Origin of the sequence: Cognatazoarcus halotolerans, from assembly GCF_009800965.1 — a bacterium.
Lineage (GTDB): Bacteria > Pseudomonadota > Gammaproteobacteria > Burkholderiales > Rhodocyclaceae > Cognatazoarcus > Cognatazoarcus halotolerans.
Map to the genome: position 1 here is coordinate 43,212 of NZ_WUAF01000004.1, position 25,475 is coordinate 68,686.

General features: G+C 59.2%; 28 protein-coding genes and 1 pseudogene. 4 read left to right on the forward strand and 25 right to left on the reverse strand.

All coding sequences use genetic code 11. The annotated features are described in order from the left end of the window. Positions 1–88: 88 nt before the first annotated feature. From purB to GQB03_RS06660, 9 genes are all read right to left on the reverse strand, one after another. Positions 89–1,456, reverse strand: a complete 1,368-nt coding sequence (purB, locus tag GQB03_RS06620; protein WP_159686378.1) for an adenylosuccinate lyase — start codon at positions 1,454–1,456, stop codon at positions 89–91. 287 nt (positions 1,457–1,743) lie between these two features. Further along, positions 1,744–2,157, reverse strand: a complete 414-nt coding sequence (locus tag GQB03_RS06625; RefSeq protein ID WP_159686381.1) for a pilin — start codon at positions 2,155–2,157, stop codon at positions 1,744–1,746. A gap of 277 nt (positions 2,158–2,434) precedes the next feature. After that, positions 2,435–4,795: a GspE/PulE family protein gene (locus tag GQB03_RS06630; RefSeq protein ID WP_159686997.1), complete on the reverse strand. Its 2,361-nt coding sequence runs from the start codon at positions 4,793–4,795 to the stop codon at positions 2,435–2,437. Positions 4,796–4,936: 141 nt separating this feature from the next. Further along, positions 4,937–5,704: a 3',5'-cyclic-nucleotide phosphodiesterase gene (locus tag GQB03_RS06635; protein ID WP_159686384.1), complete on the reverse strand. Its 768-nt coding sequence runs from the start codon at positions 5,702–5,704 to the stop codon at positions 4,937–4,939. Between the two features lie 124 nt (positions 5,705–5,828). Continuing rightward, entirely contained in the window at positions 5,829–6,593 is a 765-nt protein-coding gene (locus tag GQB03_RS06640) for an FHA domain-containing protein (protein WP_159686385.1), read from the reverse strand. Between the two features lie 22 nt (positions 6,594–6,615). Then, a complete protein-coding gene (locus tag GQB03_RS06645; protein ID WP_235026974.1) occupies positions 6,616–7,608 on the reverse strand; it encodes a Stp1/IreP family PP2C-type Ser/Thr phosphatase in 993 nt (330 codons plus the stop codon). A gap of 14 nt (positions 7,609–7,622) precedes the next feature. After that, entirely contained in the window at positions 7,623–8,516 is an 894-nt protein-coding gene (gene sucD / locus GQB03_RS06650) for a succinate--CoA ligase subunit alpha (protein WP_159686391.1), read from the reverse strand. Between the two features lie 11 nt (positions 8,517–8,527). After that, positions 8,528–9,688, reverse strand: coding sequence for an ADP-forming succinate--CoA ligase subunit beta (gene sucC / locus GQB03_RS06655; RefSeq protein ID WP_159686393.1), 1,161 nt, complete (start codon positions 9,686–9,688; stop codon positions 8,528–8,530). Positions 9,689–9,914: 226 nt separating this feature from the next. Next, complete coding sequence (locus GQB03_RS06660) at positions 9,915–10,475, reverse strand: DUF2889 domain-containing protein (RefSeq protein WP_159687000.1); 561 nt, start codon at positions 10,473–10,475, stop codon at positions 9,915–9,917. A 216-nt stretch (positions 10,476–10,691) separates the two neighbouring features. Here GQB03_RS06660 and GQB03_RS23620 point away from each other — a divergent pair. Next, positions 10,692–11,030 (forward strand): annotated as a pseudogene (locus tag GQB03_RS23620) (type IV pilus assembly protein FimV); the annotation flags it as partial. Positions 11,031–11,504: 474 nt separating this feature from the next. Continuing rightward, positions 11,505–12,650: a type IV pilus assembly protein FimV gene (locus tag GQB03_RS06665; RefSeq protein ID WP_159686396.1), complete on the forward strand. Its 1,146-nt coding sequence runs from the start codon at positions 11,505–11,507 to the stop codon at positions 12,648–12,650. 36 nt (positions 12,651–12,686) lie between these two features. Here the strand turns inward: GQB03_RS06665 and GQB03_RS06670 are convergent, their stop codons facing one another. Further along, positions 12,687–13,433, reverse strand: a complete 747-nt coding sequence (locus tag GQB03_RS06670) for a Nif3-like dinuclear metal center hexameric protein (RefSeq protein WP_159686399.1) — start codon at positions 13,431–13,433, stop codon at positions 12,687–12,689. A 65-nt stretch (positions 13,434–13,498) separates the two neighbouring features. Between GQB03_RS06670 and GQB03_RS06675 the strand changes: the two genes are divergently transcribed. Further along, a complete protein-coding gene (locus GQB03_RS06675; protein WP_159686401.1) occupies positions 13,499–14,674 on the forward strand; it encodes a Do family serine endopeptidase in 1,176 nt (391 codons plus the stop codon). Between the two features lie 288 nt (positions 14,675–14,962). Here GQB03_RS06675 and tatC read toward each other — a convergent pair whose 3' ends face one another. The 10 genes from tatC to hisB all read right to left on the reverse strand — a co-directional run bounded on the left by tatC (position 14,963) and on the right by hisB (position 20,457). Next, positions 14,963–15,769 (reverse strand): twin-arginine translocase subunit TatC, encoded by an 807-nt coding sequence (tatC, locus tag GQB03_RS06680; protein ID WP_159686404.1) that lies wholly within the window; start codon positions 15,767–15,769, stop codon positions 14,963–14,965. 19 nt (positions 15,770–15,788) lie between these two features. Then, complete coding sequence (gene tatB, locus GQB03_RS06685) at positions 15,789–16,232, reverse strand: Sec-independent protein translocase protein TatB (RefSeq protein WP_159686407.1); 444 nt, start codon at positions 16,230–16,232, stop codon at positions 15,789–15,791. Positions 16,233–16,302: 70 nt separating this feature from the next. After that, positions 16,303–16,524 carry a Sec-independent protein translocase subunit TatA gene (tatA, locus tag GQB03_RS06690; protein WP_159686410.1) on the reverse strand — a complete coding sequence of 74 codons (222 nt, stop codon included), beginning with the start codon at positions 16,522–16,524 and terminating at the stop codon, positions 16,303–16,305. A gap of 1 nt (position 16,525) precedes the next feature. Continuing rightward, positions 16,526–16,885, reverse strand: coding sequence for a histidine triad nucleotide-binding protein (locus GQB03_RS06695; protein WP_159686413.1), 360 nt, complete (start codon positions 16,883–16,885; stop codon positions 16,526–16,528). An 11-nt stretch (positions 16,886–16,896) separates the two neighbouring features. Continuing rightward, positions 16,897–17,223, reverse strand: coding sequence for a phosphoribosyl-ATP diphosphatase (locus GQB03_RS06700; RefSeq protein WP_159686415.1), 327 nt, complete (start codon positions 17,221–17,223; stop codon positions 16,897–16,899). Beyond that, positions 17,220–17,618, reverse strand: coding sequence for a phosphoribosyl-AMP cyclohydrolase (gene hisI, locus GQB03_RS06705; RefSeq protein WP_159686418.1), 399 nt, complete (start codon positions 17,616–17,618; stop codon positions 17,220–17,222). Before hisI ends, GQB03_RS06700 begins: the two co-directional genes overlap by 4 nt. After that, positions 17,615–18,373: an imidazole glycerol phosphate synthase subunit HisF gene (gene hisF / locus GQB03_RS06710; protein ID WP_159686420.1), complete on the reverse strand. Its 759-nt coding sequence runs from the start codon at positions 18,371–18,373 to the stop codon at positions 17,615–17,617. The genes hisI and hisF overlap by 4 nt, the downstream gene beginning before the upstream one ends. Before the next feature lie 12 nt (positions 18,374–18,385). After that, positions 18,386–19,126 carry a 1-(5-phosphoribosyl)-5-[(5-phosphoribosylamino)methylideneamino]imidazole-4-carboxamide isomerase gene (gene hisA / locus GQB03_RS06715; protein ID WP_159686423.1) on the reverse strand — a complete coding sequence of 247 codons (741 nt, stop codon included), beginning with the start codon at positions 19,124–19,126 and terminating at the stop codon, positions 18,386–18,388. A gap of 44 nt (positions 19,127–19,170) precedes the next feature. Beyond that, a complete protein-coding gene (hisH, locus tag GQB03_RS06720; RefSeq protein ID WP_159686426.1) occupies positions 19,171–19,815 on the reverse strand; it encodes an imidazole glycerol phosphate synthase subunit HisH in 645 nt (214 codons plus the stop codon). 54 nt (positions 19,816–19,869) lie between these two features. Next, a complete protein-coding gene (gene hisB, locus GQB03_RS06725; RefSeq protein ID WP_159686429.1) occupies positions 19,870–20,457 on the reverse strand; it encodes an imidazoleglycerol-phosphate dehydratase HisB in 588 nt (195 codons plus the stop codon). 103 nt (positions 20,458–20,560) lie between these two features. Between hisB and hisC the strand changes: the two genes are divergently transcribed. Further along, positions 20,561–21,634, forward strand: coding sequence for a histidinol-phosphate transaminase (hisC, locus tag GQB03_RS06730; protein WP_159686432.1), 1,074 nt, complete (start codon positions 20,561–20,563; stop codon positions 21,632–21,634). 36 nt (positions 21,635–21,670) lie between these two features. On the opposite strand, the gene GQB03_RS06735 is transcribed toward hisC, so the two are convergent. From GQB03_RS06735 to GQB03_RS06755, 5 genes are read right to left on the reverse strand one after another with little or no spacing between them, the layout of a single operon-like run. Continuing rightward, positions 21,671–22,270, reverse strand: coding sequence for an SCO family protein (locus tag GQB03_RS06735; protein ID WP_235026975.1), 600 nt, complete (start codon positions 22,268–22,270; stop codon positions 21,671–21,673). A 47-nt stretch (positions 22,271–22,317) separates the two neighbouring features. Continuing rightward, positions 22,318–23,217, reverse strand: coding sequence for a heme o synthase (gene cyoE / locus GQB03_RS06740; RefSeq protein ID WP_159686435.1), 900 nt, complete (start codon positions 23,215–23,217; stop codon positions 22,318–22,320). Continuing rightward, complete coding sequence (locus tag GQB03_RS06745; protein ID WP_327516572.1) at positions 23,198–24,217, reverse strand: COX15/CtaA family protein; 1,020 nt, start codon at positions 24,215–24,217, stop codon at positions 23,198–23,200. The genes cyoE and GQB03_RS06745 overlap by 20 nt, the downstream gene beginning before the upstream one ends. 5 nt (positions 24,218–24,222) lie before the next feature. Then, the gene (locus tag GQB03_RS06750) at positions 24,223–24,774 is read right to left on the reverse strand and encodes a hypothetical protein (protein ID WP_159686441.1); all 552 of its coding nucleotides are present in this window, start codon (positions 24,772–24,774) and stop codon (positions 24,223–24,225) included. Further along, positions 24,755–25,468, reverse strand: coding sequence for an SURF1 family protein (locus GQB03_RS06755; protein WP_159686444.1), 714 nt, complete (start codon positions 25,466–25,468; stop codon positions 24,755–24,757). Before GQB03_RS06755 ends, GQB03_RS06750 begins: the two co-directional genes overlap by 20 nt. Between the last annotated feature and the right edge of the window lie 7 nt (positions 25,469–25,475).

Sequence of the window (25,475 nt, forward strand, 5' to 3'; positions counted from 1 at the left end):
GCTCCTAAAAGGAAAGGGCCGCCGGCATTGCAGACGACCCTTTCCGGCAAGGGCCGACGCTCAAGAGCGCCGGCGACGCCCGGAGCAGTCAGATGCGCCGCGCAAGCTCTCCGGCCTTGCCGATATATGTTGCCGGGGTCATCTCCAACAGACGGGATTTCTCAACTTCAGGGATGGAAAGCGTAGCGATGAACTCTTGCAGCGCCGCCCGGTTGATCCCCTTTCCACGGGTCAGTGCCTTGAGTTGTTCATAAGGGTTTTCCACCCCGTAGCGGCGCATCACCGTCTGGATCGGTTCGGCCAGCACCTCCCAGGTAGCGTCGAGATCTGCAGCCACGCGGACACGATCCACCTCCAGCTTGTTCAAACCCTTGAGGCAGGAATCCAGCGCCAGCAAAGTATGGCCGAAGGCCACGCCCATATTGCGCAGTACCGTCGAATCCGTCAGGTCGCGCTGCATGCGCGAAATCGGCAGCTTCTCGGAGAAATGCCGCAGCAGCGCATTGGCAATGCCCAGATTGCCCTCGGCGTTCTCGAAATCAATCGGGTTGACCTTGTGTGGCATCGTCGACGAGCCAACCTCGCCTTCCTTGAGGCGCTGCTTGAAGAAACCGAGCGAGATATAGCTCCAGATGTCGCGACAGGCATCGATCAGGATGGTATTGCAGCGTGCCATCGCATCGAACAGTTCGGCCATCGAATCATGCGGCTCGATCTGGATCGTATAGGGGTTGAAACCAAGTCCCAGCGACTCAATGAAACGTTGGTTGAAACCCTCCCAGTCAAACTCCGGGTAAGCGGACAGGTGCGCGTTGTAATTGCCCACCGCACCGTTGAATTTGGCCGTCATCTCGACCGCAACGATCGTCCTGCGCACACGCAGCAAGCGATAGGCGATATTGGCCATTTCCTTGCCGAGCGTCGTCGGACTTGCCGGCTGGCCGTGGGTACGCGACAACATCGCATCATCGGCCAATTCGTGCGCCAGCGTGCGGAATCGGCTGATCACCTGGTCGAGCTTGGGCAGGATTACCTTGGTCCGGGCATCATTCAGCATCAACGCATGCGAGGTGTTGTTAATGTCCTCCGACGTGCATGCGAAATGGATGAACTCCGATACCTTCTGCACCTCGGTGTTGTCGGCAAAGCGCTTCTTGAGCCAGTATTCGACCGCTTTGACGTCATGGTTCGTGGTGGCCTCAATGGCCTTGACCGCCTCGCCATCCGCAGGCAGAAAACCCTCGACGACCGCATCGAGTTGCGTCACCGTGGCTTTCGAGAACGCGGCCACCTCGGCGAGGGCCGGTTCGGCAGCGAGCGCTTTCAGCCATTCGATCTCAACCTTGATGCGGTTGCGGATCAGACCATACTCCGAAAAGTGCTCTCGCAGGTCTGCGACCTTTGAATCGTAACGACCATCGAGGGGAGATATTGAAACCAGTGTAGAGAGGGACATTTAACCACGCGCCGAAAGTAGCAAAGCACGGATTTTACCCTTCACGAGCAGGCAGGTCATTCTCGGGCAGGAGATTCCGGCTCGTTCGCAGCCATTCACGATATCCGCAGGCGTCGCATGCGCCTTGGGCATCGGAGCTCGTGCGTTCGCCAGTCGTTCGCGCCCTTCAAGCCGTCACGGAGATCGCTCCCTGAAGGGATGGAGGGCCTCACCGTCAACAAGGAAAGGCTGCCGAAGCAGCCTTTTTATCCCGGGCACGCCGACTGATCGGCGCGCTTGCCCCTTGCTTAGGTGCAGGAGCCCGGCTTGTGCTTGCTCGCAGCGATGTCGGTAGTACATGCCCACACGCCGGTAGCCGCGTCGCGAGTCCAGGTAATCGTCTTGCCGTTGATCAGCGCATTCGAACCCTTGATGGTGCATACGATCGTGGTTGCCGTAACAGCGTTTGCACAGTAGGTGCCGCCTGCAGCAGTGACGCCAACGAAACCATCGTCCGTCGCAGTAACGCTCGGCGTCTTGCCGGTATTCACCGCAACTTCAAACAGCGTCTTCGCGGGGGTGATCTCTGCAAGCGCGGAAGTGGCCTGCGATTTGATGGTGTAGTCCTGATAAGCCGGCAGGGCGATTGCTGCCAGGATGCCGATGATTGCAACCACGATCATCAGTTCGATCAGGGTAAAACCTTGTTGAGCCTTTTTCATTTTGGATCTCCTTGAATGAGAGGGAATTCCGATCGGGTTTTTCCCGGTCTTGGCTTCTTATATGCAGTCAGTGTGCCAGCTTTCCTCTCAATCAAATTTTTCCTTTATTTTCATAAAGTTAAAAATAACATCGAAATATTGAAGTTCGAAAACCTCATGAAATGTGACGATTTTCGTCACCCGGAGTGACGCTGAACGGCAGACGGAGATGTAGGCCTCACGGGCGCACGCGTCATGCGGAAGCGAGAGAAGCTGCCACGGAGCCGCATCGCGCGGTTCAGCGGACGCACACCTTGCGTACCTGGGCCATGTCCGTGATGCCAGCGAAAACTTTCTCGATGCCATCCTGACGCAAGGTACGCATGTCTTCGGCGAGAGCCACAGTCAATAGATCAGCCACGCGGGCACGCTCCTGAATGAGACGCTTGACATCATCGGACCCGAGCATCAGCTCATGCAAACCGAGTCGCCCCTTGTAGCCATTAGTGCATTCCTCGCAACCAACCGGCTTGTAGAGGGTAAAGCGCCCCTGCTTGTCGCCATACCGCTCGCGCCACCCGGAGAGGATTGCGGAGCGCGCCGCGGCGGCATCTTCACGAAATGCCGGCGTAAGGCGTAGATCTTCGCAGTATTCGCCGAGCAGCCCGTTCACCTCGTTCTCTTCCGGGTGGTAAGGCGCCTTGCATTTCTTGCAGAGACGCTTGGCCAAACGTTGAGCCAGCACGCCCAATAAAGCGTCGGCGAAATTGAAGGGGTCCATGCCCATATCCAACAAACGCACGATGGATTCCGGAGCGCTGTTGGTGTGAAGCGTAGAGAACACCAGATGACCCGTGAGAGAGGCTTCCAGCCCGATTGCCACGGTTTCCTTGTCACGCATCTCGCCGACCATGATCACATCGGGGTCTGCGCGCAGGAAGGCCCGCATGACGGTCGGAAAATCAAGGCCAGCCTTGCGGTTGACCTGTACCTGACGCAACCCCTTCTGAGTGATCTCGACCGGGTCTTCGGCGGTCCAGATCTTTGTGTCGGGCGTATTGATATGACCCAAGATCGAGTGCAACGTCGTCGTCTTGCCGGAGCCGGTTGGTCCACAGACGAAGAAGATACCGTAAGGCTTGTGGATTGCCTGCTTGAGTCGCTCGAGGTTGGGGCCGAGCAATCCGAGCTCATCGATCTTGATCGGTTCGCTGTTTGCGAGAATCCGCATCACAACGTCTTCCACACCGCCCGCCGTGGGCACCGTGGCGACCCGGAGCTCGATGTCCAGCGGTGCATATTTCCGGAACTTGATCTTGCCGTCCTGAGGCTTGCGACGCTCCGAAATGTCGAGATCGCACATTATCTTGAGGCGTGTCACGAGCGGGCTTCGATAGCTGGCCGGCACCTCGATGTAAGGCACGAGAGAGCCATCCCGGCGGAAACGGATTCGTGTTTTTTCCTTTCCCGGGCGCGGTTCGATATGGATATCGGAAGCACCCTGCTTGTAAGCGTCGATGATGATCTTGTTGACCAGCTTGACCAGCTCGTTATCTGCCGCGGCCGACACGTCATCAGCCGTGCTCGTGGCATCGTACTCGTCGTCGCCCATGTCGGAGAGAATGTCGTCGACCGAGCCGAGGTCGAGGCTCATCGCAAAAAACTGGTCGATTGTCTGTGCGAACTCGCGATAGGTGGTGACGCGATAGACGAACTTGCCCTTGGGGAACACATTGTGGGCGATCCTGGAGGTCTGCACCTGCTCGGGATCCACCGTCATGATCAGAATGCCGTCGCTGCTTTCCTCGAGCGGCAGCCAGTGACTCTGCTCGACATATTCGCGTTTGATATGTTTGAGCAGATCAAGCGGCTTGACACGATCGGGGTGGAAGGGTTCGTACGGCGTCTTGTAGAACTTCCCCAGCGCCTCTCCGAGTTCGGCAAGCTGGAGGCCGTAATCCGCAACCAGCACATCCTCGGTCCTGATGCCCGACTGCCGCGCCGTTCGCGCGGCCTCAGCAAGCTGGTCGGCAGAAATTCGCTTGTCCACGACCAGTGACTCGTAGCGAGAACGCAATCCGGTCTGCGGCTGAACCCGCTGGGCGAATGCAACACCCAAGGTCTGTGTCAGACCCATCAGACCTTCCTCGGAAACCTCCGAGAAGGGGGTATCATCAAACGTGTTTATCAGCTGGATTACGCCTTGCAACTGCCCTTTGTCCGGATCGACGATCGGAGCAACGAGCATCTGCTTGCTGTGAAAACGAGAGTGCTCGTCCACTTCTTTCCTGAACCGAAGTTCAGGATCAATGCTCTTGAGTTCGTCCTTGTCGTATACATCCGCAATGTTGATCAGCTTCAGCGAGTAGGCGACGTACCCTGCAACGCTGTTCGGGCCGATCGGAAGGCGAATGGTACTGATCGTGTGCAGCCCGCTCTTTACCTTCGAATGGATGGCAGTGCGGGAATCATCCACCGTATAGATAGTGATCCGCTCGGCGTGAAACAGCTCGCAAAGATCGGCGGACAAATCAAAGATGATCTCATCGATGTTCCGCGTCGCGTGAATGCGCGTGGTGATCCGTTGCAGCCCCTTGAAGAATGCCAACCTGCTGCTTACATCAGTTCCACCAGAAGCCTTTCCGTAGGCCCGATTCATCTGTCTGCTCGCCTCCCGCACCCCCACGATGACGACCCGCCCGGGTCGACCTTAATCTTGCGATTCTAGCGCGGATCACCGTTACGGGCGGAAACGCCGTTTTTTCGGGTCGGATCTCACCCGCACCTCGCCTCCACCCCATCAGAACTCGAGCACCATCCCTTGTCGAAGGCGGTGTACCGGCATCGGCAACTCATATGCGCCGACCTCCGCCATGATCCGCTTACCTTTACCGGGTTTGAGATGGGTGACGTAAACTTCCGGCCGACAGTTCAGTTCGCGCAGCATCATGGCCAGCAGCGAGGGACACAAATGCCGCGATGCGAGGGCCAGACCCTGCAAGGCATCCGGGAACGCTGCCTCGATGATCAGGTGACGCAGGTTCGGCAATTCATCGAGTGCCTGCAGCACTTCGGCTGAGTAGGTGGTATCGCCAGTGAATGCCAGTTGTGCACTTCCACTGTCCACCGCGTAACCCACCGCAGGTACCGTATGATGCGCCGGCATCGGCGTGATCTTGCGTCCACCGAGATCGATCGCATCGCCGACTGCAATCTCCTGGTAACGAAGGAAGGGATGATTCCGGTCCGGAATGGTTGAAAAATCCGGCCACACCAACCAGTTGAAGAGGTGCGAACGCAGGATGTGGAGCGTCTCGCGTGTGCCATACAAGGTGATCGGCCGCTGGCGTTCATCACCCACCGTATCGACCAGGAACGGGATGAATGCCACGTGGTCGAGGTGCGCATGGGTAATGAAGATATGGTCAATGCAAAGCAGGTCTTCGTACGAAAGATCGCCGACCCCGCTTCCACCATCGATGAGGATGTCGTCGTCAACGAGAAATGCCGTGGTCCGGCGCCCCGCCCCACCGATTCCTCCGCTGCATCCTAACACCGTTAATTTCATTCGACCGGATTACGCCAGAACTGGACCGCCAGAGGCAGTCCGGCAATCATGATTAAAGGCGAAAGGTACCGCGCAACTTCGGCAAACGCTGCGCACAATGTCACGGCCGCCGCTCCAGACCTCGTCAGGTCGGATCGCGGAAGAAGAATGACATCTTCACCCCCGCAATCTCGATGACATCCTGCTCGCTCAATCGACGTGCTTGTGCGTCGATTGCCTTGCCATTGACCAACGGAAAACTGACGCCCTCAACATGGGTGATGAAATAGCCATGCGGTCGCTTGGTAATCACCGCAACTTGCTGCCCGGGCTTCCCGAGCGTGGTCAAAGATTTGGTGAGCACCAACTCCCGACCTGCGTTGCTTCCGCTCAAAACCTGGATGACGCCGAGCCGGGGCGAGCTCTCCTGCGTAGTTGTTGACGGCACGGGCACATCGACCTCGGACCCGTGCGGCACCACCTGCGTGGCAGTCGGGTCGGTCTGCCGTTCGATCACCTCGGTCGAATCAGGCGCACCGGCAAGCGTTCTGTCGCTCGGGATCTCGAGAGGTTTGAGCGAGGCAGTGTCCACAAATTCGGAAGGATTCACCGCAGGAGCGGAACTGTCCTTCACATACTTGATCCGGTACTTGCCGAGCTCCACGACATCATTGTTCTGAAGTGCATGCTTCTTGACTGGCTGCCCATTCACGTAAGTGCCATTGGTACTGTTCTGGTCCTCGAGAAAAGCATCATCGAGAATCGTCGTGATGACGGCATGGCTCCCGCTGATCGCAAGATTGTCAATCTGGATATCGTTATGCGCCTTGCGGCCGATCGATATCCTCTCCTTGTTCAGCAGAATTTCCTTGAGCACCAGCCCATCCATGCTCAAAATCAGCTTAGGCATCAGTCTTGCACCTGTTGATAGCTCATCTCAATCGGACCACAAGTCGCCCGAACCATCCATCCGCGTGTACCGGCAGCTCACGTACGGCAAGCAGCGCAACGGTGATGTTATCCCTCCCGCCGCGATCATTCGCAAGCTGTACGAGACAATCCGCGGCGAGATCGAGGTTGACCCCGACACTTTCAAAAGTCAGCGCGATCTCGGAATCGTCAACCATATCAGTCAGGCCGTCCGAGCAAAGCAGATAGAGCCCACCCCTGACCAGACGGTGACGCATGCACGCCACTTCAACTTCGGGGGCGACCCCCAAGGCCCTCGTCAGCAGATTACGCCCCGGGGCTGTCTGCGCTTCGGCGGCGCTAATCATGCCCTCGTCGATGCGCTCCTGCAACAGGGAATGGTCCCGCGTCAGTTGCTCCAGCACGCCATCGGCAAAGCAATATGCACGTGAATCGCCGACATGAGCCACGATCAGCTCGCCGTCGTCAATGGCGCCGGCGACAACGGTCGACCCCATGCCGGCAAGGGACGGGCGCCAGCACGCCTCTCTCAAAACAGCCCTGTTCGCAGTGCGGATCGCCTCGCAAAGAACGTCCTCGATGGTTCTCCCGATTCGAATCGTGGCGCTCGCAGCCTGCTCGAAGGCCGCCGATACTTCATTGACCACGATCCGCGCGGCAACGTCGCCACCACGGTACCCCCCCATGCCATCGGCAAGCACCAGCCAACCATTCGTTTCGCTCGCCGCTACTGCGTCCTCATTTCTCGAGCGAAGCTTGCCGACGTCGGTTCTGGTGACGATGGAGACAGGATGATCCTCGTCAGGAAATCCGTTCAACACATCGTCGTCTAGGTTGGACAAATCCATTCGCACATCAGCCTGATTGGTAAGCGGCCGCGGGGGGCTGCACCTTCGCCCGCATTGTCCGTCAATACTCCCTCGAGTGGAACAGCGCAACTCGAAACGATCATCACTTGAAAGAAAAAAGGCGCCGGAGATCCGGCGCCTTTTCACGGCTTGAGCCCTGCTTAGAGCATGGCCTTGAGCAGCTTGGCCATCTCCGACGGGTTGCGCGTGACAGTGAAACCACACTCTTCCATGATCGCGAGCTTGGCATCGGCCGTATCGGCACCACCGGAGATCAGCGCACCTGCGTGCCCCATGCGCTTGCCGGCCGGCGCCGTCACCCCTGCAATGAAGCCCACGATCGGCTTCTTCATGTTCTCCTTGCACCACATCGCGGCTTCGGCTTCGTCAGGACCACCGATTTCGCCGATCATGATCACCGCATCGGTGTCCGGGTCATCATTGAACATGCGCATCACATCGATATGCTTGATGCCAATGATCGGATCGCCACCGATACCCACAGCGGAAGACTGACCGAGACCAATCTCGGTCAATTGCGCTACGGCTTCGTAGGTCAGCGTGCCCGAGCGGGACACGACACCGATACGACCTTTTTTGTGGATATGGCCCGGCATGATGCCGATCTTGATTTCATCGGGCGTAATGAGACCCGGGCAGTTGGGGCCCAGCAGCAGCGTTTCCTTGCCACCGGCCGCAACCTTGGCCTTCATCTTGTTGCGCACTTCCAGCATGTCGCGGACCGGGATACCTTCAGTAATGCAGATCGCGAGATCGAGATCGGCTTCGCAGGCTTCCCAGATGGCGGCCGCAGCGCCCGGAGGCGGGACATAAATCACCGATACGGTGGCCCCGGTATCCGCAGCAGCTTCCTTGACGGAAGCAAAGATGGGCACGTCGAAGATCTTCTCGCCGGCTTTCTTGGGATTGACCCCCGCCACGAAACAGTTCTTGCCATTCGCGTACTCGATGCATTTCTCGGTATGGAACTGGCCGGTCTTCCCGGTAATGCCCTGGGTAATTACCTTGGTGTCTTTGTTGATCAGGATGGACATTCAAACGCTCCTTACTTGACCGCGGCGACGATCTTCGTTGCCGCGTCAGCCATGGTGTCGGCAGAGATGATGGGAAGACCGGACTCGACGAGAATCTTCTTGCCGATGTCTTCGTTGGTTCCCTTCATGCGGACGACCAGCGGTACGGAGAGATGAACTTCCCTGGCTGCGGCGACCACGCCGGTGGCAATGGTATCGCAGCGCATGATGCCGCCGAAGATGTTCACCAGGATGCCCTTGACCTTCGGATTCTTGAGCATGATCTTGAAGGCTTCGGTCACCTTCTCGGTAGTGGCGCCGCCGCCCACGTCGAGGAAGTTCGCCGGCTCTGCACCAAACAACTTGATGGTATCCATCGTGGCCATCGCCAGACCGGCACCATTCACCAGACACCCGATATTGCCATCGAGAGAAATGTAGGCCAGGTCGAACTTGGAGGCCTCGATTTCGTCGGCATCCTCTTCGTCGAGGTCGCGCATCTCGACGATATCCGGATGGCGATACAGCGCATTCGAGTCAAAGTTGAACTTGGCGTCCAGGGCCTTGATGTTGCCGTTGCCTTCGAGGATCAGCGGGTTGATTTCCGCCAGCGAGGCATCGGTATCCATGTAGCAGGTGTAGAGTTTCTTGAACGTATCGACGGCTTGTGGCAGCGAAGCAGCCGGCACCCCGATGCCGTTGGCGAGTTCGGTCGCCTGCGCGTCAGTCAGGCCGACGAGCGGATCGACGAAGACCTTGATGATCTTCTCAGGGGTATTGTGCGCAACTTCCTCGATGTCCATGCCGCCTTCCGAGGACGCCATCATGGCGACCTTCTGGGTAGCACGGTCGGTCAGCGCCGCAACGTAGTACTCCTTCTTGATATCGGCCCCTTCCTCGACAAGGAGTCGGCGCACCTTCTGCCCTTCCGGGCCGGTCTGATGCGTCACCAGCTGCATCCCGAGGATCTCGCCGGCGGTCTGCCGCACTTCATCCTTTGAGCGGGCAAGCTTGACGCCGCCACCCTTGCCGCGCCCACCGGCGTGAATCTGAGCCTTCACAACCCAGATCGATCCGCCGAGCTGCTCGGCAGCACTGACTGCCTCGTCCACCGAGAAGCAGGGGATGCCGCGAGGTGTCACGACGCCGTACTTCCTCAGTATTTCTTTTGCCTGATACTCATGAATCTTCATGGTAGCCCTTCGATCGAAGTCGCTATCGCCGACACGACGATGCGAACATTTAGTTGATGGGACGATGGAGGCACCCCTCCACGGTCACGACTCCGCTCTCCCTCAGCCGGACTCGCGACCGCTCCCGCGACTACCCGGAGGCAGTGCGCGCGTCTTCGGAGCAATCAGTTCCGAAGACGCGGATTATAACTTAAACGTCCCCGTGATTTTTGCGCTTCCATATGGCCTATTCACCTTTTTTCCGCGCCTCGGACCGATACCAGCGCGGGTAGAACTGCCTCACCGTTTCGCTCGAAGTTTCAAGGGCATGACATTGATCCAGCTGAAACGGTTTCCGACCACCATCCTCGTTATCCCGGCGAAATGTTGCGAAGGTCTGGATCGCTGCTGTCGGAAGACTGTACAAGAGCTCGGTCACGTGGGAACAACCACTGATGTCGGCAAACATCTCGCCAACCGTCTTCCGGAAACCTCTTATCAGATTCAGACCGATGAGCTGTCGGTACGCCGGGCCGATCGTGTCGCAGCCACCCGGATAAGGGACCCTTTCGGACACGACTTGAACTTCAACGATATTGAACTCTGCATCGATCGCAATCCGGACAAGCATGTCGTGCACCGGCTCGCCGGCTGGGCGCACCCCAGAAGCAATCGGATAATCGGCATCCTTCACGTCGGTCAGGCGGGCATCAAGCTCAAGCAGACCGTCTTCGCGCACAAATCCCTCTACGGTGATCGATCTGCGATGGGCTCGCTCGCGACGACAGACAGGTTCTGGCAATGGCATCGGAAAACTCACGTACGTGTGCGTATGGAACAGGAAAGATAATACACCGCCGGATCGCCGCTGCTGGAAGGTGCCATTCCGTAAATTCGGAACATCATCACGGTGCAATCTGCCCCAAGTTCATTACAATGTCGGGTATTTTGTAGCTCGGGCGGCGACCCGCAGGCAGCACGACAACGACTCGCAAACTGCGCCAACAACATATCAAAATCGACGATGCGCATATTTCCCGCTGTAGCAGCGACCGGCCTGACGCTTCTGGCGAGCGGATGGGCGCATGCCGTCGGCCTTGGCAACGTCACCGCACAGTCAGCGATCGGTGAACCGCTCAAGATCGAGATCGCCCTGATAGGCAGCGGCAGCACCGAAATTTCATGCGTACGTCTTTCCCCGGGCCAAGGCACCGATCTACCTTGGATCCGGCAAGCAAGAATCGCACTTGCTGGCCCGGTCGGAAACCGCAGAATCGTGATCAGCACGAGCCAGCCCATCTACGAGCCGATCGTCATGCTCGGCGTCGAACTCAACTGCGAGGGCATTCTCAGGCGGGAGTATCCACTCCTTCTGCCTTCGTCCGGTATCGTAACGCAACCGGTTGCCGCTTCCGCCGCCGGCAAGGACAGCGCAGCGCTGCCACGAGAACGGCCAGCCCTGCCTTCGGGACAAACCGACATCACCGTCGGCCCGAGCCTGTACCAACTGGCGCGACAGCTTTATCCGGACGATCGCGCCCAGCGGCGCCGGTTCGTCGCTGCGGCCCGACAAGCCCACCCTGATCAGTTCCCCGACCGAAGCTCGCTCAGTCGCCCGATCCCTCGTGAGGACGCGCTCGATCTTGCAGCGCTGCGCCGCGAGGCCGAAAGACCCGCAAGACCGCCCACCTCCTCCAGGGCAACCATCAGTCGCCCGGCAGAGCCAAGGTCGTCAGCAAGGCCGGAACAAGCACTGCGCGAAGAAGCTGCCCCGCCGACGGCACCCGCCCCTCCGCAGCCAAGTGCGCAGGGCGACCGCCTCACGGTCGGCGGCGACATGCCGCCGCCGGAGCTGAAGCTTTCCTTTGCACTATCGGATCCCAGCCTCGTCGGTCGGACGAGTGATGACGAACGGGAACGCATGCGTCAGGAGCAACGCCTGCTCTTGGTCCTTGATGAGAAATTGATCGCCCAGCTCGAAATCGCCAGCAAGATCCGCGAGCTCGAACAGTATCAGCGCCATCTCACGAGCGAGGCTGATCGGCTTGGCATCAATGCACCGCAGACCGGACCGTCTGTTCCGGCCTTGGATGAAAAGGCGCCATCTGCCGATGTTCGCAGGCCGAGCCCGATCGCTCCACAAAAGCCGGCGGAGCCCGCGGCGGACTCCACGGACTGGTGGCAATTCATCTTCAGCATTGGCGGATTTGCACTCCTTGCCGGGCTCTTGGCTCTTCACCTCAAACGCAGGCGCCTCGCCAAAGAAAAAGCCGAAGCCGAGTTTTTCAATTCCCCGGACACCGGGGATTCGGCAAGTGAAGGCTCATCTGACGGTACGACATCTTCAGCTGCAACACCGGGACTCGAAAGCCGCCACGAGGGACTTTCAGGCCCTCAGTCTTCAGTGGACTTCGCGCAACTCGACTGGGAGCCGCCAAATTCGCTGATGCCAACGGATAGCGTTGCGCCACTACCACTGGAAGAGGAAGACCTGGCTGGCGAGCACGATTCGGCAGTTGAGCTTGCCGAAATAATGATGTCTTTCGGACGCGTCCAGGGGGCCGCCCAGACACTGGCAGACTTCATACGTGGCAACCCGAAGCAAGCTGTCGTTCCATGGCTCAAGCTGCTCGAGGTGTACAAGACAGCGGACATGCGGAGCGAGTTCGATGGCTTGACCCGTCAGCTCAACCGGACGTTCAACGTCAAGATCGTAGAATGGGACGATTTCGACATGGAGAAGGCGTCGGCCGAAACCATCGAACGCATGCCGCACATCGTTTCGGAACTCGAACGACTCTGGGGCACGGTTGACTGTCAGGCCTATCTCCACAAACTGTTGCGAGACAACCGCGACGGCACCCGCCAGGGTTTCCCGCTTGCGGTAATCGATGACATCCTTTGCCTGCTTGGCATCCTCAACCAACACCTGGGGCCATACCGCGAGACGACGCCGGAACACGACGACACGACGGCAGGCTGATTACGACAGGTCGGCGCGCGCGAGATTTTCCTCGATTCAAATCGGGTTCTCGAGATCGAGAAACTCGCATGCCAGCCCGAAACGCGTGGAGAGGTGCTCGCCGAGTGCATGCACACCGTAACGCTCCGTGGCATGGTGTCCAGCGGCAAGATAGGGCACACCCGATTCACGCGCCAGATGGACAGTCTGCTCGGATATCTCGCCCGATACGTAGAGGTCAGCCCCGGCAGCAATTGCCGCTTCAAAAAAAGACTGCGCCGCACCGGTACACCAGGCAATAGTCTGCACTTCCCTCCCGGCATCGCCGATCAGCAATGGATCACGCCCCAACCTTGCGGCGATGGATCGCGCAATCTGGGCAGCCGAGCTGCGTTCTGGAAGGGTGCCGATACACCCCAGATCCTGTTCGCCGAATCGCCCGGTAGCGGTCCACCCCATCGTCCGTGCAAGCTGTGCATTGTTTCCGTACACCGGATGCAGATCCAGCGGCAGATGAAATGCGAACAAGTTGATTTCCGCGCCGAGCAGGGCGGCAAGACGTCGGCGGCGGATTCCGGTCACTCTGGGGTCCTCGCCTTTCCAGAAGTAACCGTGGTGTACGATCAGCGCATCGGCCTTGCGCGCGATGGCCTCGTCGATGAGCGCCTGGCTTGCGCTTACACCGCAAACAATCCTCGTGATTTCGGCACGTCCTTCCACTTGCAAGCCGTTTGGGCAATAATCCCGCGTGCGCGCGACCTCCAGCAGATCATCAAGATAACGCCGAAGATCATCACGCTGCATTTTCAGATTCCCCCACCTATCGTTACGCGGGCATCTTCAAGTGCACCGCGGCAAAGAATCACATTATGCGCCGCCTCTGGCTGATTTTTTCTCAGGCTGTCACCATCAGCGTGGCCGCCATCTTCGTTATCAGCACACTGCGCCCGGATTGGCTGGGTAGTGGCACATCTGGCGTCGCACCGACGGTCGTCGCGTTGCGCGAGGCGGTCAGTCCCTCGCCAGTGGCGAGCGAAACGCATGCGGGCTCGTATGCTCCCGCTGCAAGGCGAGCGCTACCGGCGGTCGTGCACATATATACGAGCAAGCAAACACGCGCTTCACGCAACCCATTCATGGATGATCCGGTCTTTCGGCATTTCTTTGGTGACCGGCTTGGCAACCAGCTCGAACGACAGGCTGCCGGGCTGGGTTCCGGGGTGATCGTCAGCCCCGATGGATACATCCTTACCAACAATCACGTGATCGAGACTGCCGACGAGATCGAGGTTGCCCTGAACGACGGCCGCAAATTCGAGGCGGTTATCGTCGGTCGCGATCCGGAATCGGATCTCGCCGTCTTGCGTATCAAGGCTGGAGACGAACTGCCATCGATTACGCTCGCGCCCGGAGATTCCCTTGCTGTCGGCGACGTAGTCCTGGCTATCGGCAACCCGTTCGGGGTAGGCCAAACGGTAACTATGGGGATCGTCTCGGCGCTGGGACGGTCGCACCTGGGCATCAACACCTTCGAAAATTTCATTCAGACCGATGCAGCAATAAACCCCGGCAACTCCGGTGGGGCATTGGTCGACGCGGACGGCAACCTCGTCGGTGTCAACGCCGCAATCTATTCTCGTTCTGGCGGATCGCTGGGCATCGGATTTGCCATACCGGTTTCGCTGGCACGAGACGTCATGGAGCAGATCATCAGCACCGGCTCGGTTGTACGCGGCTGGATCGGCGTCGAGATCCAGGAGATCACTCCTGATCTGGCCGACTCCTTCGGCCTACCGGAATCCAAAGGCGCGCTGATTGCAGGGGTCGTGCGCGGAAGCCCGGCCGAAAGGGCTGGCATCAAGCCCGGAGACGTCCTGCTAGCGATCGACAAACGAGACATATCGGATGCGCAGAACATGCTCGAAGCCATTTCCCGCCTGGCGCCAGGCAGCCAGGTTCGATTCCATCTGCGGCGCAAAAGCGATGAGCGCGACGTTGATGTCGAAATCGGCCGTCGCCCCTTGCTGAATCAGGCGCGGAAATGATCGAACCTTGATGCGTTCGAACGGCCGCACACGGGGCCATGCCAGTACTCGATCCGAGAGGCCCCAGGTCCGGGGCGGAAGATCTGGGCGGATCAGCTCCTTGCCATGCTTTTACAGCACCTTGCCCGACGGGATCCGCCACCCGGGCCTAGCCTCCGACATTCGCCCACGCCGCCTCAAAGATCGTCGCTGAAACGGCCTGCCATGCCAAAATGCCGCAGACCGCACCAGGGGGCCACCGGCGGTTTCGTACGCTTGCCAAGCCAATCCGCAGAGCAGGGAAACGACTTATTTTCCGCCGTCGGTATCCGACCCGAGTCGATCGAGTTCACGATCCATCTCATCCGTCGACATCGGCGTGTAGTCAGTATCGGCCTGTACCGGCCTGCTTACCGCGCGCGCCACGAAAATGCCCAGTTCATAGAGGAGCCACATCGGCACCGCCAGCATGAACTGAGAAATCACGTCGGGCGGGGTAATGACCGCCGCAATCACAAATGCTGCAACGATGACGTACGGCCTGGCTTCCTTCAGCTTTGCAATGTCGACGACGCCGATTCTCACCAGTAGAACAACGACCACCGGCACTTCGAAGGTAAGCCCAAAGGCCATGAACATGGTCATGACGAAGGAAAGATACTGCTCGATGTCCGGTGCCGGAGTAATGCTTTTCGGAGAAAACTCCGCGATGAAATGGAACACCGTACCGAAAACGAAGAAGTAACAGAACGCCATGCCCAGCAGAAACAGCACCGTACTGCCCAGCACCATTGGCAACGCCAGTCGCTTTTCATGCGCATACAGTCCCGGCGCAACGAAAGCCCACGCCTGGTAAAGAACGACCGGCAGAGACAGTACGAATGCCACCATCAAGGTAACCTTGACGGGCACGAAAAAGGGTGTGACCACCCCTGTCGCAATCATCCGGGTACCTTGCGGCAAGGTCTGCAGCATCGGCGTGGCGAGAATGTCGTAGATATTCCCTGCCCACGGCATGAGGCAGACGAAGATCCCGACCACCACGACAATGGCCTTCAGCAGTCGGTTGCGGAGCTCGATCAAGTGAGCAAGAAAGGTGTCCTGCATTCCAGTCATAATGTCCAGATCCCGCGGGTCATGCGCTCTTGTCGCGGGGGATCGCCGATTGCGACCCGTCGAAGCCCAGCTCGAGTTGCGGCTTCGGCCCTTGATCGGTCGCCTCTCCGGCATGTGGTTCGCTTTCGGCGAGCGGACTGCCCTTCACCTGCGATTCAAGCGCCGAGAGCTCGGCCCCGGCTTGATCGGTGGTGCGCCGGATGGAAGATTCGACATCCTTCATCTGGCCCCGGAATGATGATTCGAGTTCGCGTGCGGAATCCTTTACCTGGGATTGCAGCTTCTTGAGTTCATCGAGATCCATCTCGCGCTGAATGTCCGATTTGACGTCGGAAACATAGCGCTGGATACGACCGAGGACATGCCCGACCGTACGGGCAACCTTGGGAAGACGCTCCGGGCCGATGACGACAAGCGCCACCAGTCCGATAAGCATGAGTTCGGAAAATCCGATGTCGAACATTTGGGAAGACGCCTCGAGAGAGCATTCTCAATCATTCGGATCCTGCAGGGCACGCACGCCCCGGACCCGGTTACGAGTGGCTCTTTTCCTTTACCTCTGCGTCAATGGTCTGACCGCTACCGGCGATCTTCTGGTTCTCACCGGAAGACTCTCCCGCCTCCTTCATCCCTTCCTTGAAGCCCTTTACCGCGCCGCCCAGATCCTGGCCGATATTGCGAAGTTTCTTCGTACCGAATACCAGCATCACGATCACCAGCACGATCAACCAGTGCCAAATGCTAAATGAACCCATTTCATTCTCCTATCCGTCGTTTGAGCATCGGACCGACCGGATCCGGCCCGCCGACAATATGCATATGCAAGTGCATGACTTCCTGCCCCCCAATCTCGCCAGTGTTCACGATCACGCGGAAACCGCCCTGACTACCTTGATCCGCGGCAATCCGATGTGCGACTGCGAGCATCCGGCCGAGTATCGGCTCATCTGTCGCAGCGACGTGCGCAAGCGAAACAATGTGGCGCTTCGGTATTACAAGGATATGGACAGGTCGCTGCGGCTGGATATCCGGGAAAGCGAGAATATCTTCATCCTCATACACCCTGACTGCTGGAATTTCGCCGGCAGCAATCTTGCAAAAGATGCAGTTATCCATTGCCTGGACAGTCAGGCCTGCGACCGCGAACGCTTCTCATCAATGCCCGAAACACCCTCGCGACGGCGGAACTCGGCCAGAACATCATCGACCGACAGGCCGAAATGGGTCAGCAAAACCAGAGAATGGAACCACAGATCAGTCACTTCCCAGACCAGATGAAGGCGATCACCATCTTTTGCCGCCATGATCGTTTCAGCGCCCTCTTCGGCAACTTTCTTGCAGATCGCGTCGGTGCCTTTCGCATACAGACTCGATACGTAGGACGAATCCGGATCGGCCTTCTTGCGCTCGGCAAGCGTCGCAGCCACTCGGTGCAGCACTTCAATATCGATCATTTGTATATTTCCTTGGGGTCCTTGATAACCGGATCGACGGTGTCCCACTGGCCGTCGGAGAGAAGTTTCTGGAAAAAGCAGCTGCGACGTCCGGTATGACAGGCAATGCCTCCCACCTGCTCGATTTTCAGCAGGATCACGTCGTTGTCGCAATCCAGACGGATCTCGCGTACCCGCTGGACGTGGCCCGATTCTTCGCCTTTGAACCAGAGTCGCCGCCTCGATCGCGACCAATACACCGCTTCGCCGCTTTCTGCGGTACGCGCCAATGCATCCCGATTCATCCAGGCAAACATCAGCACATCGCCCGTAGCGAAGTCCTGGGCTATCACCGGCACCAAGCCCTGCTCGTCCCACTGGACGTCATTGAGCCATTTGTGTCCATTCGCACTCACAAGCGCACCTCGATACCGCGCGCCCTCATCAATTCCTTTGCCTCTCGCACCGTGTGCTGACCGAAATGGAAGATGCTCGCGGCCAGCACCGCGTCCGCACGCCCATCGGAGACCCCTTCAGCGAGATGCTCAAGCGAGCCGACACCTCCGCTGGCAATCACGGGGATGCGCACCGCGTCCGACACTGCCCGTGTCAGCCCGAGATCGAATCCGATCTTTGTGCCATCGCGGTCCATGCTGGTCAGGAGAATCTCACCCGCACCAAGGGACTCGACCTTTTTCGCCCACTCGATCGCGTCCAGGCCGGTATTGTTGCGCCCGCCGTGGGTAAACACCTGCCATTTGCCGGGCGAAGTCTGCTTGGCGTCGATCGCAACCACGATGCACTGGCTTCCGACCCGGCCGCTTGCCTCCGCAACCACCTGAGGATTATTGACCGCGGCGGTGTTGATGCTGACCTTGTCGGCACCAGCATTGAGCAGGCGCCGAACGTCATCTACCGTACGCACGCCGCCACCAACCGTAAGTGGAATGAACACCTGTTCGGCGACCTGCTCTACGACGTGCAGGATGATGTCGCGATCATCGGAGCTCGCGGTGATATCCAGAAACGTGATTTCGTCGGCGCCCTGTTGGTCATAGCGCTTCGCCACTTCGACAGGATCGCCGGCGTCGCGCAGCTCGACGAAATTTATGCCCTTGACAACGCGCCCCGCATTGACGTCAAGGCAGGGAATGATTCTCTTGGCAAGCATCAGATCGCCGTCTCAGTCGGAAAGGGCATCGGCACGTGCCTGAGCAGCCGCAAAATCGAGCGTGCCTTCGTAGATTGCCCGCCCCGTGATCGCGCCCATGATACCTTCGTCCTCGACGGCACACAGTGCGTCGATGTCGGCGAGGTTCGCGATGCCGCCGCTGGCAATGACCGGGATGCGCAGCGCCTGAGCGAGCCTGACAGTGGCTTCGATATTGACCCCGGAGAGCATACCGTCACGACCGATATCAGTGTAAATCACGCCCTCGACCCCGTAATCCTCGTATTTTCGCGCAAGATCGACTACATCATGGCCCGTCATCTTTGACCACCCATCGACGGCAACCTTGCCGTCCTTGGCGTCCAGACCGACGATGATATGGCCGGGAAAAGCGCCGCAGGCATCGTGAAGGAAGCCGGGATTCTTGACTGCAGCGGTACCGATGATGACGTAGGAGATCCCATCGTCAAGGTAACGTTCGATGGTATCGAGATCGCGAATGCCGCCGCCGAGCTGAACCGGAATCTCGTCACCGACCTCGTCGACGATTGCCTTGATGACCGCCTCGTTCTTGGGTTTTCCCGCAAATGCGCCGTTCAGGTCAACCAGATGAAGGCGGCGCGCACCCGCATCTATCCAGTGACGCGCCATGGCCACGGGATCCTCTGAAAATACGGTTGCATCGTCCATCTCGCCCTGCCTGAGGCGTACGCAGGATCCGTCCTTGAGGTCGATCGCGGGAATCAGCAGCATATCGGAGAAAATCGTTGAAGAATGAATGTCGACCGCTGAAATCGTCAGCTCTCGGGCTGCCAGCGGATGAAGTTGGAAAGCAGCTGAAGACCTGCTTCTGCGCTTTTTTCCGGGTGGAACTGAACCGCGAAGATATTAGCCCGAGCCACCGCACTGGTAAAGGGCAGGCCATAATCGGTCGTTGCGGCGACGATGGCCGCATCGGCGGGATCCACATAATAGCTATGCACGAAATAGAAGCGCGCAGCATCGGGGATGCCGGACCACAGCGCGTGTGTTCCCGCCTGATGTACCTCGTTCCAGCCCATGTGCGGGACCTTCAGACGCACGCCATCAGCAGTGAACATGCGGGCCTCGGGAAAACGACGGACTTCGCCCGCGAACACGCCCAGCCCCGGAACATCCCCTTCCTGGCTGTGATCGAAAAGCATCTGCTGACCGATGCAGATCCCGAGGAAGGGTTTACTTGCGGCTGCGTCAAGAACAGCGGCGTGCAGGCCCCTGGCTTCGAGTTCACGCATGCAGTCAGGCATCGCTCCCTGGCCCGGGAATACGACGCGATCCGCGGACAGCACGACTCGGGAGTCGCAGGTCACAATCACTTCGGAATTACCGGCGACATGCCCGATCGCTTTTTCGACCGAGCGCAAGTTACCCATTCCGTAATCGATGACGGCAATCTTGTTCATTAAGGGTCTATTCCGGATACGTGTTGCGGCAAGGATTGAACCGGGCTGGCCCGATCACAACACTCCCTTGGTAGAGGGGATGCTGCCTGCCAGCCGGATATCGGGCGTTACGGCCATGCGCAGGGCACGCCCGAAAGCCTTGAACATGGTTTCGCACTGGTGGTGCGCGTTCCGACCTTTCAGGTTGTCGACATGAAGCGTAACCAGTGCATGATTTACGAAACCCTGAAAGAACTCGAAGACAAGTTGCGTATCGAGGCCGCCGATCATGCCTGCAGTGAACGCCACATCACAAACCAACCCGGGCCTGCCTGAAAGATCGACCACCACACGCGACAGGGCCTCGTCGAGCGGCACATATGCATGACCATAACGGGTCAGCCCCTTCTTGTCACCGACTGCCTTGGCAAAGGCCTGCCCAAGCGCGATCCCGACGTCTTCCACCGTATGATGACCATCGATATGCAGGTCGCCCTGCGCCTCGATCTCGATGTCGAAAGCACCATGCCGTGCAATCTGCTCGAGCATGTGATCGAAGAAACCGATACCGGTGGCGAGCGTAGCCTTTCCGGTACCGTCGAGGTCAATGCTGACCCGGATGCGGGTTTCCAGCGTATTGCGGGATATTTCGGCTTGCCTCATGACCTGTCGAGCTGCACGTGTGTGAAAAATCGGAATGACGGGGCATGATAACATTTCGCCTTCTTAACGTCTGTCGCGCCCTGCGCCGCGCATCATCCGCCAAATGAGTCGATTCTGGAGCGCCGTCGTCGGCGAGCTGACCCCATATGTTCCCGGCGAGCAACCAAAGCTCGCCGGACTCGTCAAGCTCAACACCAACGAGAGTCCATACCCGCCCTCGCCCCGTGTCCTTGAAGCGATCCGCGGCGAACTCGCCGAGGATGCGGCCAATCTGAGGCTCTATCCCGACCCTTCCGCCGAGCGGCTGAAGAACGTTCTCGCCGCCGTCCATGGCGTGGCACCCGACGAGGTATTCGTTGGCAACGGATCGGACGAAGTGCTGGCGCACGCGTTCATGGGACTGCTGAAGCACGAGCGTCCGATCCTCTACCCGGATGTGACCTACAGCTTCTATCCAGTCTATTGCGGCCTGTACGGCGTCGCCTACGAGAAGGTGCCCTTGGGCGAGCACTTCGAGATCGTGGCCGACGACTACCTGCGTGAGAACGGAGGCATCATCATCGCCAATCCGAACGCGCCAACCGGTCGTCCTCTTGCCCTCGACGAGATCGAACGCATCGTTGCAGGCAATCCGGACACGGTGGTGGTAATAGACGAGGCGTATGTGGATTTCGGTGGCGAGACGGCAATCCCCCTCGTGTCCCGTTACCCGAATCTGCTGGTGGTCCACACCCTCTCGAAATCTCGCTCGCTGGCGGGTCTGAGAGTCGGTTACGCGATCGGCCAGGCCGATCTGATCGAAGCACTCGAGCGCATCAAGAACAGCTTCAATTCCTACCCGCTGGACCGCCTCGCGCTGGTGGGAGCCTGCGCGGCACTGGAAGATCGGGATTGGTTCGACGCCTGCCGGCAGAAGGTGATCGACAGTCGCGAGTCACTGGTCGCGGACTTGTCCGAACTCGGCTTCGAAGTGCTGCCGTCTGCGGCAAATTTCGTTTTTGCCAGGCACCCACAACATGACGGCGCAAAGTTGGCCGCCGAACTGCGGTCGCGAAACATCATCGTGCGGCATTTCCGTCTGCCGCGAATCGATCAGTTCCTGCGGATCACGATCGGCACCGATGAGGAATGCCGCGCACTGGTAAGAGCCTTTCGCGAGATTCTGCAACTTAAGTGAATGCGCGACCGCCGACGGGTGCCGGCGGCTCCGCGATCAGCGACCGGCCAGTAGCTGACGAAAATCCTCGGCTACGTTTTCTGCGGCTTCGCCATGTTTCACATACAGGCGCAGGCGCCCCTCGGGATCGTAAACGTAGGTGCCAGCCGAATGATCGACGGTGTAATTCGGCCCGTCGGTATCCCCGGACTTCTGATAGAAAACCTTGAACTTCCTGGCGAGCGCTTCCGTACCGGCAAGGTCGGTGTACAAGCCGAGAAAGCGGGGGTCGAACGCAGGCACGTACTGAGCAAGAAGCTCACGGGTGTCCCGCTCCGGGTCAACGGTCACGAACAGTACCTGCACCCTGTCCGCATCGGGGCCGAGCAGTCGCATAACCTCGGCCATCGTCGAAAGATTGGTTGGGCAAACATCCGGGCACTGTGTATAGCCGAAAAAAACCGAGACCACCTTGCCCTTGAAATCGGCCAGGCTTTTGGGCTTTCCGTTGTGATCGGTGAGCGAAAAATCCTGCGCGTAGTCCGCGCCAGTAATGTCCGTACTCCGGAACGAAGGGCTGGAGCCGGGCAAAGAGCACCCTGCCAGAAGAAGGGTAAGGACAAGAGACAGCAGGCGCAGCAGCATTTCACGATCCATGGAGAGTGCGCCCGCACGGGCCGCGGGGCGCTTTTACACAGGCTCTCCTAGAAACGAACGTAATGATCGAGAAGCAGCGCTGCGAACAGCGATGATAGATAGACAATCGAGTAGCGGAAAGTCTGCTGCGACAATTTGTCGCTGTAGTCTACGTAGAGCCGCCACGCGTAACGTATGAATCCGGTGCCAAGTCCCACCGCAGCAAGGAGATAGATCCAGCCGCTCATGCGCGTCGCAAATGGCAACAGGGTTACGCCAAAGAGGATCAAGGTATACAGGAGCACGCTCAGACGCGTGTACTCGGGGCCGTGAGTAACCGGAAGCATGGGCAGCCCGGCGCTGGCGTATTCCTTCGTCCGGTAAAGCGCCAGTGCCCAGAAATGCGGGGGCGTCCAGGCAAATATGATCAGGAAGAGCAGCAGTGCGTCCGCCGTGACCTCGCCAGTCACCGCAGCCCAGCCGAGAACCGGTGGCATTGCTCCGGAAGCGCCGCCGATGACGATGTTCTGGGGCGTGCGCGGCTTGAGGAATATCGTGTAGATGACCGCATACCCGACGAAGGTACTCAGCGTAAGCCACATCGTCAGCGGATTGACGAAGGCATACAGTATCGCCAACCCGCTCCCCCCCAGAAGCGCCGAGAAAACCAGCGTCTCCGATGCCGAAAGTTCCCCACGAGGCAAGGGTCGCGCCCGGGTCCGCGCCATCTTCGCATCGATTCGCTGTTCGATGAGGCAGTTCATCGCCGCTGCAGCCCCTGCGACGAAGGCGATACCGAGCGTCGCGGCAAAAACGATCCCCGGCGAGGGAAGCCCCTGCGGCACTGCGAGGAACATTCCGATTACGGCACAGAAGACGATCAGTGAATTTACGCGCGGTTTGGTGAGCACATAGAAATGTCTCAGCCGTTGGCCGGCACCTCCGAGTTCAAGCGTAGACGTTCTCATGCCCCCTCCCAGCCGACCACGCAGGATTCAATCCCCGTCGCAGCCGATAATTGATCAACACCATGAGCAGCACCAGCAATGCCGCGACCGCGTTATGCGCCACCGCCAACGGCAATGGCAAACTCAGATAGACGTTGGCAATACCCAGCGAAACCTGCAGCAACACCGCGCCTGCGAGCAGTCCCCCAAGGACAAGGCTCCGTCGGTGCCTCGCCAGCAGCAGCGCGAGAACCAGCAGGAAGCTCCCCACCAGCAAGGCGCCGAGTCGATGCGTCCAGTGAATCGCGGTCAACGCCTGGTTCGAAAGCAACTCGCCATCTGCCGTCATGCCGAGTTCGCGCACAACATGAAAAGCATTGGCGAAATCGGTATCCGCGGGCACCCACTGTCCGTGACACGTCGGGAAGTCCGTACATGCCAGCGCTGCGTAATTTGTGCTCACCCAGCCGCCAAGCGCGATCTGCAGCACCAGCAGCGCCAGCCCCAGGCGCGCAGCCACCACGAGCCCTCCGGCTGTGGGGATGCGTCGCATCCCGCACAAGCGGAGATTGACCCATGCCAGCAACGCTAGCGTGGTGAGGCCACCGAGCAGGTGCCCGGTCACGATCGCCGGTTTCAGCAACAGGGTAACCGTCCATTTGCCAAGCAGTCCCTGGAAAATCACCACGCCGACAAGGGCAGCGGCGACGCCCCACGCCACGCCCGCCTCCCTGCGCCGGCGCCAGGACAGGACCGCGATCACGACGATGAGCAAACCCAGTGTCGCCGCGAGATAGCGATGGATCATCTCCTTCCACGCCTTGGGCAGGCTTACCGGCCCATCGGGCCGCACCGTCTGTGCATCGAGAATGTGTTCGGCCGCATGTGCCGGCGAGAGCTTGCCGTAACAGCCGGGCCAGTCGGGACAGCCCAGGCCCGCGTCGGAAAGCCGGACATACGCACCAAAGACTACGACCGCCAGGGTCAGTAACAGCGCTACAGCGGCGAGGCGTCGGAGCATCATCATCACAGACGGGAGTACTTGAGAAGCCGGGCGAGATCCTTGATCATCAGCTTCGGCTCCGGATTCGCCGGAAAACGCATCATCAGATTGCCCTGCGGATCAACCAACGAAATATGGCCTTTCGCCGCTGCGAAGGCGTGGCTCCACGAAGCATCGGCCCTGGCGACTTCCAGCCCTTCATGCTTGGCGACGAAAGCGGGACTCGGGACGACATCGTCGTCAAGCAACCAGAGCCGGGCGACGCGCCCCATTTGCTCACCCTGGGCCGTTCGCACCTGACGCATGAAGTAGAGCGATGACTCGCAGTTTCCATCGCATTTGCCGCCCGACACGTACACCATCGTCCAGCGCCCCTTCAGCCCTCGCCCATCAACTTCTGAGCCGGCGACCGGCGAAAGCCGCGACGACGGTACTGGCGCGATACTCAGCAACTCACCATAGTTGACCGTCGATTCCGGTTTCCAGAGAAAGTAGCTGATGTACGACGCCGCCACCGGCAGGGTACATACCAGCAACAGAAGCGTAAGCGTTGTCTTAGCCTTGCGCGTCATCATTTCGACGCCTTCTCCTCAAAACATTCATTCCCGTCAGCAGCACCACGAGGGCACACAGCCCATACCACTGCAGCGCATACCCCTTGTGCCGCTCGATTCCGGCATCGGGCCTGGGCCAGTCCCGCACCAGGCCATCACCGGTATCGCTACTCTGCTGCAGCACGAAGGGCTGCAGCGTGCGACCGACATAGCCGGCCATTGCCTTCAGGTCCAGGTTCTGCCACACCACGCCCTGGACCTGATTTCCGGACAGGGCAAACGGCTTCGCCTCTGGTACCCGTGCCACGCCTGTCAGTTGCACCTCTCCGGCCTGTGCCGCGACCGCCGGCAGGGTGCGTCGATCCACACCGACAGGCACCCAGCCGCGATTGACCAGCAGCACATCCTCCGAGCCCGTCAATTCCATCGGCATCACGAGGTAGTACCCGGCCCGGCCGGCGTGGACCCGGTTATCGATGAACATGGCGCGGTTCGCCAGCCATCGACCCCGAACCGTAAGTGGTTGCCACTCTTGCGGCAGCGTGTGCCCCCCGTATTGAACCGGCGTTTCATGCGCGAGATGCTCGATCCGCGCCTGCAATGCCTCCTTTTCACCTGCCCTGCGAACCTGCCAGTTACCGAGTTCGAAGGTCAGCGCTGCGACGAGTGCCGCAGCAATCAGCGGGACACTCCGGATCCAGCCGCGCGACGCCATCAGCTTT

What these genes read in the sequence shown, in the direction of transcription:
- purB (WP_159686378.1), bottom strand. Translation starts at nt 1,456, where the DNA reads ATGTCCCTCTCTACACTGGTTTCAATATCTCCCCTCGATGGTCGTTAC.
- GQB03_RS06625 (WP_159686381.1), bottom strand. Translation starts at nt 2,157, where the DNA reads ATGAAAAAGGCTCAACAAGGTTTTACCCTGATCGAACTGATGATCGTG.
- GQB03_RS06630 (WP_159686997.1), bottom strand. Translation starts at nt 4,795, where the DNA reads ATGAATCGGGCCTACGGAAAGGCTTCTGGTGGAACTGATGTAAGCAGC.
- GQB03_RS06635 (WP_159686384.1), bottom strand. Translation starts at nt 5,704, where the DNA reads ATGAAATTAACGGTGTTAGGATGCAGCGGAGGAATCGGTGGGGCGGGG.
- GQB03_RS06640 (WP_159686385.1), bottom strand. Translation starts at nt 6,593, where the DNA reads ATGCCTAAGCTGATTTTGAGCATGGATGGGCTGGTGCTCAAGGAAATT.
- sucD (WP_159686391.1), bottom strand. Translation starts at nt 8,516, where the DNA reads ATGTCCATCCTGATCAACAAAGACACCAAGGTAATTACCCAGGGCATT.
- sucC (WP_159686393.1), bottom strand. Translation starts at nt 9,688, where the DNA reads ATGAAGATTCATGAGTATCAGGCAAAAGAAATACTGAGGAAGTACGGC.
- GQB03_RS06660 (WP_159687000.1), bottom strand. Translation starts at nt 10,475, where the DNA reads ATGCCATTGCCAGAACCTGTCTGTCGTCGCGAGCGAGCCCATCGCAGA.
- GQB03_RS06665 (WP_159686396.1), top strand. Translation starts at nt 11,505, where the DNA reads ATGCCGCCGCCGGAGCTGAAGCTTTCCTTTGCACTATCGGATCCCAGC.
- GQB03_RS06670 (WP_159686399.1), bottom strand. Translation starts at nt 13,433, where the DNA reads ATGCAGCGTGATGATCTTCGGCGTTATCTTGATGATCTGCTGGAGGTC.
- GQB03_RS06675 (WP_159686401.1), top strand. Translation starts at nt 13,499, where the DNA reads ATGCGCCGCCTCTGGCTGATTTTTTCTCAGGCTGTCACCATCAGCGTG.
- tatC (WP_159686404.1), bottom strand. Translation starts at nt 15,769, where the DNA reads ATGACTGGAATGCAGGACACCTTTCTTGCTCACTTGATCGAGCTCCGC.
- tatB (WP_159686407.1), bottom strand. Translation starts at nt 16,232, where the DNA reads ATGTTCGACATCGGATTTTCCGAACTCATGCTTATCGGACTGGTGGCG.
- tatA (WP_159686410.1), bottom strand. Translation starts at nt 16,524, where the DNA reads ATGGGTTCATTTAGCATTTGGCACTGGTTGATCGTGCTGGTGATCGTG.
- GQB03_RS06695 (WP_159686413.1), bottom strand. Translation starts at nt 16,885, where the DNA reads ATGGATAACTGCATCTTTTGCAAGATTGCTGCCGGCGAAATTCCAGCA.
- GQB03_RS06700 (WP_159686415.1), bottom strand. Translation starts at nt 17,223, where the DNA reads ATGATCGATATTGAAGTGCTGCACCGAGTGGCTGCGACGCTTGCCGAG.
- hisF (WP_159686420.1), bottom strand. Translation starts at nt 18,373, where the DNA reads ATGCTTGCCAAGAGAATCATTCCCTGCCTTGACGTCAATGCGGGGCGC.
- hisA (WP_159686423.1), bottom strand. Translation starts at nt 19,126, where the DNA reads ATGCTGCTGATTCCCGCGATCGACCTCAAGGACGGATCCTGCGTACGC.
- hisH (WP_159686426.1), bottom strand. Translation starts at nt 19,815, where the DNA reads ATGAACAAGATTGCCGTCATCGATTACGGAATGGGTAACTTGCGCTCG.
- hisB (WP_159686429.1), bottom strand. Translation starts at nt 20,457, where the DNA reads ATGAGGCAAGCCGAAATATCCCGCAATACGCTGGAAACCCGCATCCGG.
- hisC (WP_159686432.1), top strand. Translation starts at nt 20,561, where the DNA reads ATGAGTCGATTCTGGAGCGCCGTCGTCGGCGAGCTGACCCCATATGTT.
- GQB03_RS06735 (WP_235026975.1), bottom strand. Translation starts at nt 22,270, where the DNA reads ATGGATCGTGAAATGCTGCTGCGCCTGCTGTCTCTTGTCCTTACCCTT.
- cyoE (WP_159686435.1), bottom strand. Translation starts at nt 23,217, where the DNA reads ATGAGAACGTCTACGCTTGAACTCGGAGGTGCCGGCCAACGGCTGAGA.
- GQB03_RS06745 (WP_327516572.1), bottom strand. Translation starts at nt 24,217, where the DNA reads ATGCTCCGACGCCTCGCCGCTGTAGCGCTGTTACTGACCCTGGCGGTC.
- GQB03_RS06750 (WP_159686441.1), bottom strand. Translation starts at nt 24,774, where the DNA reads ATGATGACGCGCAAGGCTAAGACAACGCTTACGCTTCTGTTGCTGGTA.
- GQB03_RS06755 (WP_159686444.1), bottom strand. Translation starts at nt 25,468, where the DNA reads ATGGCGTCGCGCGGCTGGATCCGGAGTGTCCCGCTGATTGCTGCGGCA.